This window comes from Pseudobythopirellula maris (assembly GCF_007859945.1).
GTDB lineage: Bacteria > Planctomycetota > Planctomycetia > Pirellulales > Lacipirellulaceae > Pseudobythopirellula > Pseudobythopirellula maris.
The window spans coordinates 107,302-122,328 of sequence record NZ_SJPQ01000001.1 but is presented as its reverse complement, the minus strand read 5'-3'; the positions used below and the strand labels follow the sequence as shown (position 1 = coordinate 122,328).

The 15,027-nt window shown below is 63.0% G+C and carries 12 protein-coding genes; 8 read left to right on the top strand and 4 right to left on the bottom strand.

The features are described 5' to 3' along the window. Positions 1 to 101 precede the first annotated feature (101 nt). The 3 genes from Mal64_RS00480 (at position 102) to Mal64_RS00470 (ending at position 3,262) form a co-directional block, all read left to right on the top strand. Positions 102 to 680 (top strand): hypothetical protein, encoded by a 579-nt coding sequence (locus Mal64_RS00480; RefSeq protein WP_146395608.1) that lies wholly within the window; start codon positions 102 to 104, stop codon positions 678 to 680. Between the two features lie 212 nt (positions 681 to 892). Continuing rightward, the gene (locus tag Mal64_RS00475) at positions 893 to 2,227 is read left to right on the top strand and encodes a TolC family protein (protein WP_146395606.1); all 1,335 of its coding nucleotides are present in this window, start codon (positions 893 to 895) and stop codon (positions 2,225 to 2,227) included. Between the two features lie 270 nt (positions 2,228 to 2,497). Then, positions 2,498 to 3,262, top strand: a complete 765-nt coding sequence (locus tag Mal64_RS00470; RefSeq protein ID WP_146395604.1) for an N-acyl amino acid synthase FeeM domain-containing protein — start codon at positions 2,498 to 2,500, stop codon at positions 3,260 to 3,262. Positions 3,263 to 3,538: 276 nt separating this feature from the next. On the opposite strand, the gene Mal64_RS00465 is transcribed toward Mal64_RS00470, so the two are convergent. Next, a complete protein-coding gene (locus Mal64_RS00465) occupies positions 3,539 to 3,817 on the bottom strand; it encodes a hypothetical protein (protein WP_146395602.1) in 279 nt (92 codons plus the stop codon). Between the two features lie 762 nt (positions 3,818 to 4,579). Between Mal64_RS00465 and Mal64_RS00460 the strand changes: the two genes are divergently transcribed. After that, positions 4,580 to 5,620 (top strand): LacI family DNA-binding transcriptional regulator, encoded by a 1,041-nt coding sequence (locus Mal64_RS00460; protein ID WP_197525287.1) that lies wholly within the window; start codon positions 4,580 to 4,582, stop codon positions 5,618 to 5,620. A gap of 142 nt (positions 5,621 to 5,762) precedes the next feature. On the opposite strand, the gene Mal64_RS00455 is transcribed toward Mal64_RS00460, so the two are convergent. Further along, positions 5,763 to 7,523: a sodium:solute symporter gene (locus tag Mal64_RS00455; protein WP_146395598.1), complete on the bottom strand. Its 1,761-nt coding sequence runs from the start codon at positions 7,521 to 7,523 to the stop codon at positions 5,763 to 5,765. A 153-nt stretch (positions 7,524 to 7,676) separates the two neighbouring features. Beyond that, positions 7,677 to 9,485 (bottom strand): protein kinase domain-containing protein, encoded by a 1,809-nt coding sequence (locus Mal64_RS00450; protein WP_146395596.1) that lies wholly within the window; start codon positions 9,483 to 9,485, stop codon positions 7,677 to 7,679. A 500-nt stretch (positions 9,486 to 9,985) separates the two neighbouring features. On the opposite strand from Mal64_RS00450, the gene Mal64_RS00445 reads away from it, so the two are divergent. Further along, a complete protein-coding gene (locus Mal64_RS00445) occupies positions 9,986 to 11,080 on the top strand; it encodes a sensor histidine kinase (protein WP_197525286.1) in 1,095 nt (364 codons plus the stop codon). 84 nt (positions 11,081 to 11,164) lie between these two features. Beyond that, the gene (locus tag Mal64_RS00440) at positions 11,165 to 11,884 is read left to right on the top strand and encodes a response regulator transcription factor (RefSeq protein WP_146395592.1); all 720 of its coding nucleotides are present in this window, start codon (positions 11,165 to 11,167) and stop codon (positions 11,882 to 11,884) included. A gap of 99 nt (positions 11,885 to 11,983) precedes the next feature. On the opposite strand, the gene Mal64_RS00435 is transcribed toward Mal64_RS00440, so the two are convergent. After that, positions 11,984 to 12,418, bottom strand: a complete 435-nt coding sequence (locus tag Mal64_RS00435) for a hypothetical protein (protein ID WP_146395590.1) — start codon at positions 12,416 to 12,418, stop codon at positions 11,984 to 11,986. Between the two features lie 162 nt (positions 12,419 to 12,580). On the opposite strand from Mal64_RS00435, the gene queG reads away from it, so the two are divergent. Together queG and Mal64_RS00425 are read left to right on the top strand one after the other, a co-directional pair. Further along, entirely contained in the window at positions 12,581 to 13,702 is a 1,122-nt protein-coding gene (gene queG, locus Mal64_RS00430) for a tRNA epoxyqueuosine(34) reductase QueG (RefSeq protein WP_146395588.1), read from the top strand. A gap of 153 nt (positions 13,703 to 13,855) precedes the next feature. Next, a complete protein-coding gene (locus tag Mal64_RS00425; protein WP_146395586.1) occupies positions 13,856 to 14,995 on the top strand; it encodes a tRNA dihydrouridine synthase in 1,140 nt (379 codons plus the stop codon). Positions 14,996 to 15,027: the final 32 nt, after the last annotated feature.

The window sequence follows — 15,027 nt, the reverse complement described above, 5'->3', positions numbered from 1 at the left end:
GATCCTCATGGCGACCGAACTGCTGCGCGGACGATGAGAGATGCGGTTCCCAACACTGCTAATCAACAGTCCCGTCGTCTCGTTTCGCTGCATTTACCGCCATGCATTTGCCTCGCCTGCAATGGGGAAACTGCTACTTCCTTGTGGCCTACCTGGCCTTGCGGGGGAGAGTGAACCGCCTGGTGGCGCTCAGCACCACCCACAGCGTGTGGCCCTGGCATTTGGTGGCGCTCACTAAACAAGGACACGCGATTCACTTGCGAGCCGTGCTCGAGCACGCGGAAAACCCGCTGGCGCCTTGGTGGTTTTTAGGCCGATTGGAAGGGGTGGCGAATAGCCAACTGGAGGCCGCACTACAAGAATCGGGCAGGCGCATCTGCTGGAGCCTATCCACGCGGTGGTCGATCGGCATGCTGCTAGCCACGGTTTACGGCGTGATGGCGATCCCATGGATGGTAGCTTGGGGGTTGTGGCCGATAGCATGGTCGCTCTCCGAGGCTATGCGTGCCTGGCGAATTCGCTCCGATCGGAAACTGAGAATTAGGGCTGAGGCGGACACGGAAGAGGAAGTTATTCCGGCCACGATCCCCATGCCGAGCCTCGCTTCAATGGCATCGACAGGCGACATCGGGTTGCTAGCAGCCCGCGAAGAAAAAGCCTGGCGGCGTGACGCCGCCTAGTCGAGCGGCACTTAGGTGACCGTCGCTGCAAATGCACCCGTAGCACTCGCGACGGGGTAGAAGAGGCGGCTGGCGGTAGAAGGACCGTGACACTTCGGAAGAGTTTCTTGTCATCCGCACGACCTAAAGCGGGGGCGCTGCGGAGTGTGGCCGATGAAGTAGGTAGCAAACGCCGCCACTCAAGAGCTTATCGAGGTCCCTGCCGCCCAACGATGCCCGCCCGCCCGCTAGCACCGCTATCCGCCCTGTTGGCCATCGCTCTATGTTGGGGCGTTGGGCTGGAATGCCTTGGCGCGGAGTCGCTTGTCAGCGCTTGGAGCGAGGCGATCGCCAAAAACCAGAGCCTCGAGGCTTCGCACTATTCTGCTGAAGCGGCTCGTCACGAGGCGTTGGCGGCGGCGGCCGAACGAGCTACCACGCTCAGCACCCGCCAGGGCTACACCGCTCGCTCGGACACTCCAAGCTTCGTCTCGACTTTTCCAGGGTTCGGTACGTTCCGACAGCCCTTCGCCCAGCAGAACGCGGCGGGTTTTTCGGCCCACGCCTCCAAGCCGCTGTGGAACGCGGGGCGTATCAACAGCACCGTACGCGCGGCGGAACTGCGATCGTTCGCGAGCGTGGAGTCTTCCGAATGGACCGAATCGCAACTATTGATGGCGGTCGCTGAGGCTTATGTCGCGGTGCTCCAGACGACCCAAACGCTCCGCGCTGCCGATCGGCTGCTTGAAGTGGCGAGGGTACGCGCCCACGAGACCACGCAGCAAGCACAGCAGCAGCAAGCCACGCAACAGCAAGCTCAGGCCGCGAGGGTTTCTGTGGCCCACGCCGAACGCGATTTGCTCAAGGCCCAGAGCGCTCACAATCAGGCGGCCGCCAACTACAACCTCGTGCTCGGCCGCAGGCTCGACTGTCACGTCGAGCTTTCCGAGCTCGCGATCCCGCTGATGCCGCACTGCTTAGACTATCTGACCAAGACCGCCAAGCAGACGCGGCCCGACGTGAACGAATTGCATCAACGGGTCGACGCCAGCCTGCACGAGTCGTCGGCGTGGCTCGCCGCCAGGTATCCCGAACTCCGTGTCGAGGTCGGCTTCGATTACGAAGAGAACCGCTACCAATCGCCCGAGGGGGTCGCCCTGGCGGGGCTTTACCTCGATTGGCAGGCACTCGACGGCGGTAAGAAGCACCAGAGCGCCCTGGCTTCGACCGCCCGTGCGGCTGCGTTGCGGGCCCAGTATCGCTATCTGCTGGAGCAGATCGCTATCGAGGTGCACCAGGCGTGGAACCTGCGCAGCGAGGCGCTCGCCGAGGAAAACGCCGCACGCGAGTCGCTCGACTACACGGGGGTGCGGCACGACCAGGCGCTCCGACGCCAGGAGCAGGGGGTCACTCTCGCCTCGGAAGCCACGGCCGCTCATGCGGAGATGGCCGAAGCCGAGGCGCGCTTCGTGATTGCTCAAACCGAGCGGGCTCTCTCACAGCTTCGGCTGAGGTTTGTCTCGGGGCTGCTGCGGGACGAGTGTCGACGATTGTGCGGGCGGCAATAGTCGCACAACCCCACCGACCGACACGACCGGCGTTTCGCCGTGTCGTGTCCCCGCACCCTGGTGTTGCGGCGGGGCCTCCCTGGGGATCGTGAGCTACTTTTTAGATGTGACGCCGCTACCGGCGATCACCCCCTCCTCACGCTACCCCTCATCTTCCCGCCTTTTCCTTATTCACGGAGTGATCCCCCCGTGGTGATCGCCTCGGCTCCGCATTTGTCGGGCCGCGGCTGGAGTCCCCGCGCGATCGCCCAAATTCAACACGAGTCCGTAATGACCCAGGTGAACCACCAGCGGTACATCGACTTTACGTCCGCCAGTGAAGTGAAACTTCAGCTGGCCCACTCTCGGGAGCATCTCGAGGGTGCGTTTCGTCTCGTCCAGCACTCCTACAGTCGCGCGGGTCTCTGCCTAGAGAACGAGTTCGACCTGCGCATCACCCCGCACCAGTTGCTCGACACCTCCCAGGTGTTCGTGGCGACACTCGACGGGCAGGTCGTCAACACACAGACACTCGTTTGCGACGGCGAACTCGGGCTTCCCCTCGAGTCGGTTTACGCACGCGAGATCGATGAGCGAAGGGCCGCTGGGGTGAAGCTGGCCGAGGTCACGTGCCTGGCGGACCGGCGCTCGTCGCCTAAGCGGTTCTTTCAACTCTTCTCCGAAATGAGCCGCGTGATGGCGCAGTTCGGTCTGCAGGAAGGGGTCGACGAGATCTGGATCGCGTGCCACCCCCGCCACGCCGCCCTCTACGAGCGCCGGCTAGGATTCTCTCGGGTTGGCGGCCTGCAGGAATATCCTTGCGTTCTGGGCAACCCGGCAATCGCTTTGAAGCTCGACCTGCAAAACCCAGCGATCGACGGCGAAACCTGGCGTTGGTACTTCGATCACCCGATCCCCGCGGAAGTCTTGGAGCCGTGCGGACTCAGTAAGCACGACCGTGAATACTTCGAGGAGATCGCCGCTCAAGCCGAGAAGCGATCAGCGAAGCAAGAAAGCCCTGCAGACGCCGACAAGGACATGCACCTCGTCGCCTGACGCGACTGTCTTCGATGTGCGCGGGTAGCCACTTTGAATCGCACACACACTCTGCGTTCGCTTCGACTGGAGCCGGCAAACGCCGTTGCGGCGATCGGAACGTGGCTAGAGCGGTTTTCGAATTGGTGTGGACGAGGGGGGAAGTGATTGGCGGCGTGGCGAGGAAGCCGAAGCAGGCAATGCGGTGCATTGTCGATGCAGGCTGACGAAGCCATGACGCCGATCGCGAGCCGAGCGTCTACACCTATGAGCAAACCGCTCTAGAAGCTCAATGGATTACTCGGGGTCGATGTCGCTACCGGCTCTCTTGAAGCCTTCAATACGCTTGAGAAGACGAAGATTCTCTTCGCAGAGATCGGCGTTCTGATCCCCAAGCAGACGATTCGCACGCTGCAGAGTGCGGCAAAATTGCAGCCGACTGCGGTCCCCGATCCCCATGCCCACGAAAAATGCTGCGATGGCAGCCGTCGACCAGAGCGTGGCGCCCCACCAAGAATCGCTGGCGGTGGCGCCTGCGCCAACGATGAGATTCGCTAAGAGTGCGATGTGATTCACCCTTCGCTCCTCCCGCCTCTCGGTACGAAAACCGGCATGGGGCCCATCGCGTCCGATCCCGCCCTATCGAAAGCATACGTCGCGGGTGGATTGTCGCCGTGACTTCCAGTGGAAACAAGACGAACGTTGCCGTCGCATCGCCATGAGCGAGTCCCCCCGTTTGTAGAGCATGGCCGGTTGCTGATCTACAGCTTCGAAGCGCACTCTGTTTGACGCCAAACTCACTTTCAGAGGGAAGAGTTTTCTCCTTGTCGGCAGGTGGGCCGGGGAGAATTAGAGCGGTTTTCGAATTGGTGTGGACGAGCGGGGAAGCGATTGGTGGCGTGGCGAGGAAGCCGAAGCAGGCAATGCGGTGCATTGTCGATGCAGGCTGACGAAGCCATGACGCCGATCGCGAGCCGAGCGTCTACACCAATGAGCAAACCGCTCTAAGGTCCCGCTTCCTGCACAACACAAAGCGGCAGAGCGATTGAAGAGGGGGGTGCGTGACGCCCAACTGCCCCCGCGGCCTCGCCGCGCGACTTTTAGGATGCTGATCCTCAAACGTTGAAAAAATCACGCAACGGAAAAGCGAAAAGCATCGCCTGCTGAGTGCAAGTAGTTTACCTTGGTGACTATGTAGGGGAGAGTCAAGATACAGTTGTTTCCTGCCGACGGAGTTAGCATATTGCGACTCCAACTCCCGCAGATACCGCGAACCGCGCACCTCACCGCAAGACATCCCACCCCGGCAAACGCATGGCGTCTTCTTCCGTACCTCGTTTGAAGGACGTCGCCGAGAAGGCGAAGGTCTCGGTGGGCGCCGCGTCGCGCATCTTGCGCGGCGACCAAGACCGCTTTGCTCAGGACACCTGCGACCGCGTTCTCGAGGCGGCGCGCGAGCTCGGTTGGCGCCGCAACCTGCTGGTCAACGGGATCCAGACAGGACGCACACAGACCGTTGGCGTGTTGATCCCGCCGTACGACTCGTTCTGGGTCAGTATTTTATCCGGCATCCACACCCGGCTCAGCTCGGCCGACTACCTGCCGATCACCGTTTGGTCGGGCGACTTGAAGCACATGCCGCACTTCGAGGCGGACAATCAGGAGGGGTTCCGCACGATCACGCGGCTGCTCGACCGTCGAGTGGACGGCATCATTATGTGGCCCCCCTTCAGTCTGGCGTATCACGACCACTTTCCGGAGCTCCGTGAACGCCGCGTCCCCGTGGTGGTGATCGACCACCGCACCGAGAATCCCGTAGCCGACACCGTGGTGACTAACGAGGCCAAAGCGGCGAAAGCGATCGCCAAGCATATCCTCGATTTGGGCCACCGCCGGGTGGCATGCATCTCGAGCCGCGAGACGTTGGCGCAGAGCTGGGCGCTAGAACGACGCACCAGCTTCGAAGAGGCGGTCACGGCCTGCGGCGACGTCGAGATGAAGAGCTGGCGGCTCAACGAGACCGGCAGCAACGGCGCCGAGGTGGCGTACGAGCTGCTCACCGACAGCCTCAAGCCTTCCGCCGTGTTCGCCGTGACCGACCATGAGGCGGCTTTCGTCTACGAAGCGGCCCACAAGCTGGGGCTGAAGATCCCCGAGGACATTTCGGTCATCGGCTTCGCAGACCTCGACTTCGCCGCGCAGATGAGCCCACCGCTCACGACAGTGCGTCAACGGCCTTACGAGATCGGCGTCGAGACGGCGAGTCTCGTGCTCTCACGCATCGAAACGGGCGAAGCCGTCAGCGACTTCAGCACATCGAAGATCGACGCCGACCTTGTGGTTAGGGAGTCAACCGGCCCCGCTAAAGATCGCGCCTAGTGCGTATCGCACGGTGGGAAGCCTTCGTGTCAGCATGAGTCGGCGAAAGACACGCCACGATTATGTCAGTGCAATCGAGGCGTTGACCGAAGGCTCGCCCCATCAGGGGCGAGCCCGCCTGCTTTTGTGCTCCGTCGCACGATCAGCCGCTGAAGTACACGTAAGCCGCCACGATCAGGGCCATGACTACCGCCGAGGTGGCGATGTCGAGGCCGCTCCAGCTGGCTCGCGACTTGGCCTTGTCTTCGGCCGTGACCACGCCGTAGGTCATGCCCGAGATCCGTTCGTAGTCGGGGGCCTTGGTCGCCAAGCTCACGAGCACCATCGTCGCGGCGCTGATCACGGTGATGATCAGGCTGAAGTACTGGAAGTAGATCTTGTTGACGATCCACAAGAACGAGCCGTCGGCGTAAGCGAAATCAGGGTCGAGCGTCAGCCGCGTGTCGACAGCCAAGCGGAGGACACCGATCGCGAAGCCGACGATTAGCGCCGCCAGGCAACCGGCAGCGTTGGCGCGCTTCCAAAAGATGCCGACAAAGAACGCCACAAAGATCGGCGGGGCTAGATAGCCCTGCACACTCTGGAGGTAGTAGTAGAGCCCATCAGAGCCTTTGATGATCGGGATCCACAGCATGCCGATCACCACCATCACCGCGGTGGCGTAGCGGCCGACCCGCACGAGCCGCTTCTCAGACGCCTCGGGGTAGAACTTCTGGTAGAGGTCGATCGTGAACAGCGTCGAACTGGCGTTGAACACACCGGCCAGCGAGCTCATCAAGGCAGACAACAGGCCGGCGACCACGATGCCGCGTATGCCCACCGGCAGCACCTCTTTGACCATCAACGGGAAGGCCGCCTGGGCCTCGCTGCTGACAACCTCGCCGTTGGCGTCGACCATCGAGTCGAGCCCCTCGAACGTGCCGCTCTTGGCGAGTCCCAGGCAGATCATGCCGGGAACGATGAAGATGAACACCGGCAGAAGCTTGAGGAAGGCCGCGAAGATCGTGCCGCGGCGGGCGGCGGTCTCGTTCTCAGCGCCGAGCGCACGCTGCACGATGTACTGGTCCGTACACCAGTACCACAGACCGATGATCGGGGCACAGAGCAGCATGCCGGGCCACGGATAGGCGCCGTTGAAGTACCACGCTTGGCGGGTCACTTCGCCGGCCTCGTTCACCTCCTCGACCGGGGCCCATTCCACGGCGAGCCCTTCCGGCACGATCGGCTTCCAGAGGTTGAACATCTCGCTGCCAAGCACCTCGCGCAGCTCGCCCCAACCGCCGATCGCCTGAAGGCCGAAGTAGGTCACCATCGCCGAACCGGCCACCAGCACAACCGTTTGGATCGCCTCGGTGTAAGCTACCGCGCGGAAGCCGCCGAGGACGGTGTAGAGACCCGTGAAGACGAGCACCAGCAAGGAGCCGACCCAGAAACTGTCGAGCTGGCCAATCGCCAACTCCGGCAGCAAGACCGAGAAGACCACGCCGCCGGCGTAGATGCCCACCGCCACCTTGGTCACGACATAAGCGACGAGCGAGATGATGCTCAGCGTGTAGCGGGCTGCGGGCGAAAAGCGACGCTCCAGGAACTGCGGCATCGTGAACACGCCGCTGCGCACGTAGAACGGCACCAGCAACCATCCCAATACCAGCAGGCACCAGGCGTGCAGCTCGTAATGGGCCAAGGCCACGCCGTCGGTGGCGCCGCTGCCGGCCAGCCCGACCAAGTGCTCCGAACCGATGTTCGACGCAAAAATCGAGGCTCCAACGATGAACCACCCCAGGCTGTGCCCGGCAAGGAAGTAGTCTTCGGAGGTGTCGTTCTTCTTCCTGATGACCCAGGCCGCAACGAGGGCCAGCAGGCCGAAGTAGCCGCCGATGACGATCCAGTCGAGCGTTTCCATATTGGGGGGCTCCCGAGAGAGATACCGCTGAGAAGGGGTTCCGCCTGATAAGACCCCGTGGCGGCAAGGCCGCTAGCACGGAGAGGATGTGACGAGATTAACCAGCGGAGGCCGCAAAGGAAAGCGTCAATCCGCACATCGCCACCCAAGAAATCATCCGATGAGGCCGGCGGCCCGCTTCAGCTCGGTGATGTCACGCCCCACGGCGTAGGCGAACGCCTCACCCGGAATGGGGGTCGTGTTCCACAACAACCACTTAACCGTTCCATCTTTACATACGTGGCGGTGTTCCGAGCTGAGGGTCGGTGTCCCACCGCGAAGGGTTTTGTGGTTGCGCAGCACGTGGGCGTGGTCTTCCGGGTGGACGACGTCGATCACGCGTTTGCCGAGGACCTCGTCCACGCGCCAGCCGAGCGTCTTCTCCCAGGCGGGGTTCGCCTGCCGGATGCGGCCCCTGGCGTCGACAATCGCCAACAAGTCGTGCGAGATAGCGAAGAAACGCTCGCGTTCTTGCTCGGTTCGCTTCCGCTCGGTCCGGTCAACGACCCAACTGCGTACTTCTTGCCGCAGCTCCCGCACGCTCTGCTGACGGTCGCCACGCCGCTTCGCTAACCCTTTGAGACACACGCGCTCCAGCTCGACCGGCACGTGCGGAGCGAGGTCGCTCGGCGGCTTGGGGTTCTCGTGGATCACGCGGTGCAGCAACTCGTTCAAGCGATCCCCTTGAAAAGGGGGACGGCCGGCCAGCACCTCGTACAGCAACGCCGCCAAACCGTACACGTCGGTGCGTGAGTCGACCTCCTCCACTTCACCGGAGGCCTGCTCGGGCGCCATGTAGGCGGGGGTGCCCAGGCGTTCTCCTTGCATCGTGGCCCTCCCGGAGGCTGAGATCGTAGCGTCGAGCAGCGCCTCATCGACCTCTCCACCCGCCGGCTCTTGATCGCTCTGGAGGTCTTCCTCCTCGGTGGGATCCGCCCCGCTTGGCGTTTCGCGCCCGGGTACGCCACGCTCTAACTTTTTAGCCAGCCCCCAATCGAGCACGCGCACCTCGCCGAAGTCGCCCACCAGCACGTTGTCGCCCTTCAGGTCACGGTGGATCACGCCACGCGAATGGGCGTAGGCGATCGTGTCGCACACGAAGCAAAAATGGTCTAGCAACGTCAGCAGCGCGGCGTAGTCGGGGTCGGCGGTGCGGTCGAGTCCGGCGTGGTAATCGGCGATCACTTCGGTGAGCGTCGCCCCGCCGACAAACTGCATCGTGTAGTAACAACGCCCGCCAGCATCGTGATAGCCGTGCACCGGCACCATGCCGGGGTGGTTCATCTGGGCGGCGATGCGCGCCTCGCGAAAGAACCGCTCGCGTTTGCTCGCCGACCGAGCGTTCTCGGGGAGCAACTCTTTGAGCGCGATGCGACGCCCCAGCACTCGGTCGCGAGCGAGCCACACCCGGCCGATGCCGCCGGTCGAGTGGACCCGCTTCAGATCGATCCCATGCAATAGGAAGACATGGGAGCCGTCCCCCACGGCGCCCAATTCCGCCGAACGAACCTCGCCAACCAACTCGGTTCGAGTGGATGGATCGAGCCATCCACGGTCGACGAGCAACTGCGCGAGATCCACCTGAGGCCGCAACCGCCAAGCCAGGCAGGCCGTCGCCAATTGATCGGAAGTGATGAGCCCACGTTGCAACGCCTCCGAGGCGACTTTGAGACCCTCATCGGCAACCGCAGCTGTAGGCTCTGTGTCCGAGACCTGCCCGCGAAGATGGCGGACGAAGGGGTCTTCGGATTCGATCGCGTCGAGCCGCGCCGCGCATTGCTCACAGCTCTCCAGGTGCTGGTCAATCCTCGCCAGCTCATCTTCCGAGAGCGCCCCGCCAACCCATTCCACCAGCTTGATTTCATCGGGGTGCTCGGATCCCTCGGGGTCGTCTTGAACATCGTAAGTGGTTTCTTTCGTCACCTTCGAACGCTTTCAGTGAAGCCCGACATCGAATAGTTGAGAACGGCTCGGATTGTTTTCCAGGCGATCAATCGGGAGCAAGCCTAGCCACCCGCCCTGATGCTATCACCCAAACTTTCTCGGCAAGCCGTCAACAATATCAGCCTCTATCCTCAACAGACCAGCTGCCGCAAAAAAGCACGCATACGCTTACCATCAAATGACTTAGGAAAATCGCAACACGTCCGCGATCATTTTTTTATCCCGATAATGTACGGGCAGGCGTAATCGAAACGGGACCGGATGTGCTTCTGACTCTATAGGCGGTTTGGAGCTAGCGCTGAGTTCGAAAGTCTTAAGCAATGCGATTTGCCGCTACTTCGTCTTCCTATGCCCCTCGCATGGCCTAAAACCCCCCTAATGGCCATCGATTCTCGTGCGGACTTCTCTACGACGTCATGCTAGGCCACCTCTCAAATACGATTCGTGATCGCGCTGTCGCCGATGACGGGGCGGCTCGGATGAGGTTCTTGGTCGAGCAGTTGACGAGTGACACTCTAGTTTTCGCCAACGACCGACAGGGGCGGATCACCTACCTGAGCCCTTCGGCAGAAGAGTTGATCGGCTTCGAACCCAGCCAAGTTATTGGCCAGCGATACCACGACTTCCTCGACCTCCAACACCCGCTCCATCAAGACCTCCCGGAGCGTACCGCCAAACGTTTCAGCGGCGACGGCGCGCACGAATACATAGCTCCGGTGCGTGACGCCGACGGATGTGTGAGGTACTTCGCCCTGAAGACAACGGGGCGGACCGATGAGCATGGCCGCGTGGTTGAGAACGTGGGCTTCGCCCGCGATGTGACGGCTCGCCAGCGAGCGGTCGAGGCAGCCTCTCGCGCGAGCGAACTCATCGAGAGCGGCGCGCCTACCGACGGCCGGTGGGAAATCCCCACCCTCGCCTCTGCGGGCAACGCGGAGCTCATCCACGAGCTGAGCCAGCCACTTTTTGCAATTCAAAACCACTTGGCGATCGCCGAGAACCGCCTAGCCTTTGGTGCGAGCGCGGTCGAAGACCTGTCTTCTTCGATTGGCAGTGCGGCCGCTTCGGGTGATCGCGCCGCCGAGCTGATCCGCGTTTACCGCGACATGTTCCACGGCCGCCACCGCCCGCTCGTCTCGGTATCGCTGGTGAGCATGATCGACGCCTCGATCCAGCGATGCTCCGATTTCGTCAAACAAACCGGCGTCAAGATCACACGCAGCGTAGGTCCGGGCTGCAAACGGGTCGAGGCCGACAGGGATCGGTTGGGCCAAGTCCTCGATAACCTGATCCGAAACGCCGTTCAGAACGTACAGAGTAATCAGGCGAGTCGGCTGCGAATCGCGATCGACGCCGCATTGGTCGGCGATCGGGTCGAGGTCGTAGTGGCCGACAACGGTCCCGGCCTCGCGGCCGCTCCGACCCCACTTGCGAAGCCCGCTTCGCGGGGAATGGGTCTTGGACTGTCAATCTGTGCAACGATTGTCCGCGCCCACGGCGGGCGCCTTTGGCACACGACGAATCAGCCTCACGGAGCGAGGTTTCACTTCACGCTCGACCCATCGCATGACTAGCGACATTAATCCGCGGAACGCCATAGCGGTATTTCCCGCGGGCAATCCGAACGGTCGGCATGTTAACGGAGAGAGAGCAAAGCTATGTCTTACCTATACGTTGTTGATGATGACCGCTACTCGCGCGATAGCGTGGTAGGCCTCGGCGAGAGCATGGGCCTCACCTGCCAAGCCTTCGACTCGGCGGACGCCCTGTTGCGGGCGCCCACCCTCAAACGCCCGGGCTGTTTAGTGCTGGACATCATGCTGGAGGGCATGAGTGGGATCGATCTGCAGTCGCGTTTGGCGCAGGAGTACAACTCGATCCCCGTGATCATGATGAGCGGGTACGCCGACGTCTCTGTGGCCGTGCAATGCATGGAGGCGGGCGCCGTCACTCTCATCGAGAAGCCGTCCGACCCACGGCGTTTGGAGCGGGCGATCCGCGAGGGCCTGCAACGCGACCAGAAGCAGCAAAAAGAAGCCGCACGGTTCCAAGAGTTGTCGGAACACGTCGGAACGCTCACCAGCCGCGAGCAGCGTGTGCTCGACCAAGTCGTTCACGGGCGGTTGAACAAATCGATCGCACGCGAACTGGACGTCTCGGTCCGCACGGTCGAAGGGGATCGCGCCAAGATCCTCAAGAAGTTCAACGCCGCCACGGCGACCGAATTGGCCTCGATGGTGACCGAGCACGACCTGCTCGAGAAGCAGCGTCGGGGCGGCGTGGCTGGGGCTCGCGGCAGCAGCAGCCCCTGGACGCCTCGCGCGCCGCAGCGGGAGTCGGCGCATCGCTCGAATGAAATCGCCCACTCTCATTGCTAAAGGCAGTCAGCGAATTGCGCTAGGTCCGGCCTAGCTCTCCGCCCGCACTTCTAGCCCCTGGGAGTGCGGGCGTCTTTGTGCGCCCACAACACCAAGCTCTCAGAGTTCGGTGCTCACCAGCGATGCCGACGATGAGACGTAAGGATTAACGATCACCAGCGGCGTGGGAGCGGTGGTCGACTGGTGGCGAATGAGCTGCTTGGATTCGGGCTTCGCTTCCGAATCACCCGTGACGTACGGGTTGCTGATCTGCAGCGGCTTGACCGCGGGGGCTTCGATTTCCGGCGTGCGGAAATGAGGCGGGTACGCGAACGGCGAGTGACCGTAAGTACGCGGGACCGGCTGGCTGTAGTAAACCGGCGGGTGGGCGGCGAAGTAGGGCACGCGACGCTCGGTTGGATAGTCGAGAGAACGGTAAACGCCCCCGATGCCGTAGCCGTATCCGTAGCCGCCGCAGCCGTCGTAGGCTTGGGCTTCGGGAGCGGCGAGCCCGGCAGCGGCCAGGGCGAAAAGAGCGAGTGTGAGCGTGCGCATGGTAGGGTCTCAAGGCGGGCGAGTCGGGTTGCGGGGGGCTCGGCATTGTCTCGAGCGTCTCTTTCCACCCTAATCAGGGTCTCCTGGGCCACAAGCTTTTCAGCCCTCCCAGGCGCCCGCAGCCGCCGTTTTGTCAGTTTTTCCCGGTCAATCCCTCGCCGTATGTCCCCCCTGCAGCTTGCCGAACGGCTCAAGAAAGCGGCCCTGGAGCTGGGTTTCTCGCTTGCCGGTGTCACACCGGCCGCAACGCCGAGTGGCGTCGAACAGTTGCAGGCGTGGCTCGACGCCGGTTTCGCCGGCGAGATGACCTACTTGGCTGACCGCCGCCCAGCCTACGACCACCCCGAGGGGGTGTTGCCCGGGGCGAAAAGCCTGCTCGTGCTGGCCACGCCCTACAGGACGCTCGAACCTCAGTCCCCGGAGCCGGGCCAGGGCCGTGTCTCGCGGTACGCTTGGGGCCCCACCGATTACCACGATTACGTTCGACCGCGACTCCATCAACTCGCCGACACGCTTCGTGCGTTGGCGCCGGGATCGGAGTCGCGGTGCGTCATCGACACCGCGCCGCTGCTCGAGCGCGAATTCGCTCGTCTCGCCGGCCTCGGCTGGCAGGGCAAGAACACGATGCTGATCCACCCACGGCAAGGCAGCTGGTTCTTCTTGTCGGCGGTGCTGACCAACGCCGAACTCGCTCCTGACGAGCCGTTCAAAACCGATCACTGCGGCACGTGCACGGCGTGTCTCGACGCCTGCCCCACACAAGCGTTCCCCGAGCCGGGAGTGCTCGACGCCCGGCGGTGCATCAGCTACCTGACGATCGAGCAGCGTGGACTGCCCAGCCCCGATCTGCGCGACGCGATGGGCGAGTGGGTGTTCGGCTGCGACGTATGCCAAGACGTGTGCCCGTGGAACCGCAAGGCGCCCGCCACCGAAGAGCCGACTTTCTCCCCGCTCGCCGCGAGCGACCCACTCGATTTGGCCGAGCTCTTCGAGCTCGACGACGCGGCCTTCCGACAGAGGTTCCGAAAGACGGCGTTGTGGCGCCCCAAGCGGCGTGGTTTGCTCCGCAACGCGGCGATCGCCCTAGGGAACGCCCCCGCACCAACCGCTGAGCCGGGCCTGGTGCGTGGCCTGTCCGACGCCGAGCCGTTGGTCCGAGCGGCTTGCGCCTGGGCGCTAGGCCGCTACGGTACGGAATCGGCCGCCAAGGCGTTGGAGCGTCAGTCCTGCATCGAAGAGGACCCGATCGTGCTCGAAGAGCTCGCCAACGCACGATCGACGTAGCCCCGCCGCACGTCGCACAACGCACTGCGGCTGTTGCGGTCCGATCGCTTCGCCGAACGACTGACCTCTAGTGAACGGGCGGCCTGCTAGTAAATCGAGCGTCCCCCATTAAGCCTTGACGCCCCCGCGAGTCCGTCAGCTACAATCGTTCGAATGGAACTAAAACCCCTTAAAATCGGCCCCCTGGAGATCGGCTTCCCGGTGGTCCAGGCCGCGCTGAGCGGCTACAGCGACTCGCCCATGCGAGTGATCGCGCGTCGCCTCGGTGCGCCCTACACGCTCTGCGAGGTAATGCTCGACAAGTTCCTGGTCGATTTCAAACCACGCCGCCGCACCAGCCACCTGCTGCACATCTCGCCCGAAGAGCACCCGGTGGGTGGTCAGTTGATGGGCGCCGACCCCGAGGTGTTTGGCCCCGCGGCGGTGAAGCTCGTCGAAGCGGGTTTTGACGTGATCGACATCAACTTCGGCTGCCCGGTCAAGAAGGTGCTAGGCCGCTGCCGAGGCGGTTTTCACTTGGGCCAGCCGGACGTGGCGATCGAGATTATCTCCCGGGTGCGCGACAGCGTGCCCGACCACGTGCCCGTCACGGTGAAGATGCGTCGCGGCATCGACGACACCGCCGAGAGCCACGACAATTTCTATCGCATCTTCGACGCGGCGTTCGATCACGGCGTTACGGCGATCACCGTGCACGGCCGCACCGTCCGACAACGCTACGACGGCCCGTCGCGGTGGGAGTTCTTGCGCGAACTCAAGCGGCACGCGGGAGAGCGCACCGTGCTGGGGAGCGGCGATCTGTTCAACGCCCAGGCGTGCATCGACATGATCCGCTACACCGGAGTGGATGGCGTTACGGCGGCCCGCGGGGCGATCGGGAACCCGTGGATCTTCTCCCAGGCAAAGGCCCTGGCCGAAGGGCGCCCGCTGCCCGATCCGCCTACGCTGCTCGAGCAGCGCGAGGTGATCGCCGAGCATTACCGCTTGGCCGAAGAGGTGTATGGGCCCGACCGTTGCTTGCCGTGCATGCGGAAGTTCGCAATCAAGTACTCCAAACTTCACCCCGAGCACGAGAGCGTGCGAGCCGATCTATGTTCGGTAAAAAAGCCCGGAAGTTGGCGGCAAGTGCTCGATCGCTGGTATGCTAGCGATTCGCCGGGCGTTCACCCGACGGTCGAAGAACCCAACCCATTCTCATCGGATGCGACGCCCTCGGGCGACGCCCCTCAAGAGATCGAGCGGTCGACGACCAACGGTTCTCTTGCAAACGCCCCTCATGGCGTGGTGGCCTAATCGGAACGGGCCGCCACTCTCACGGAACGACA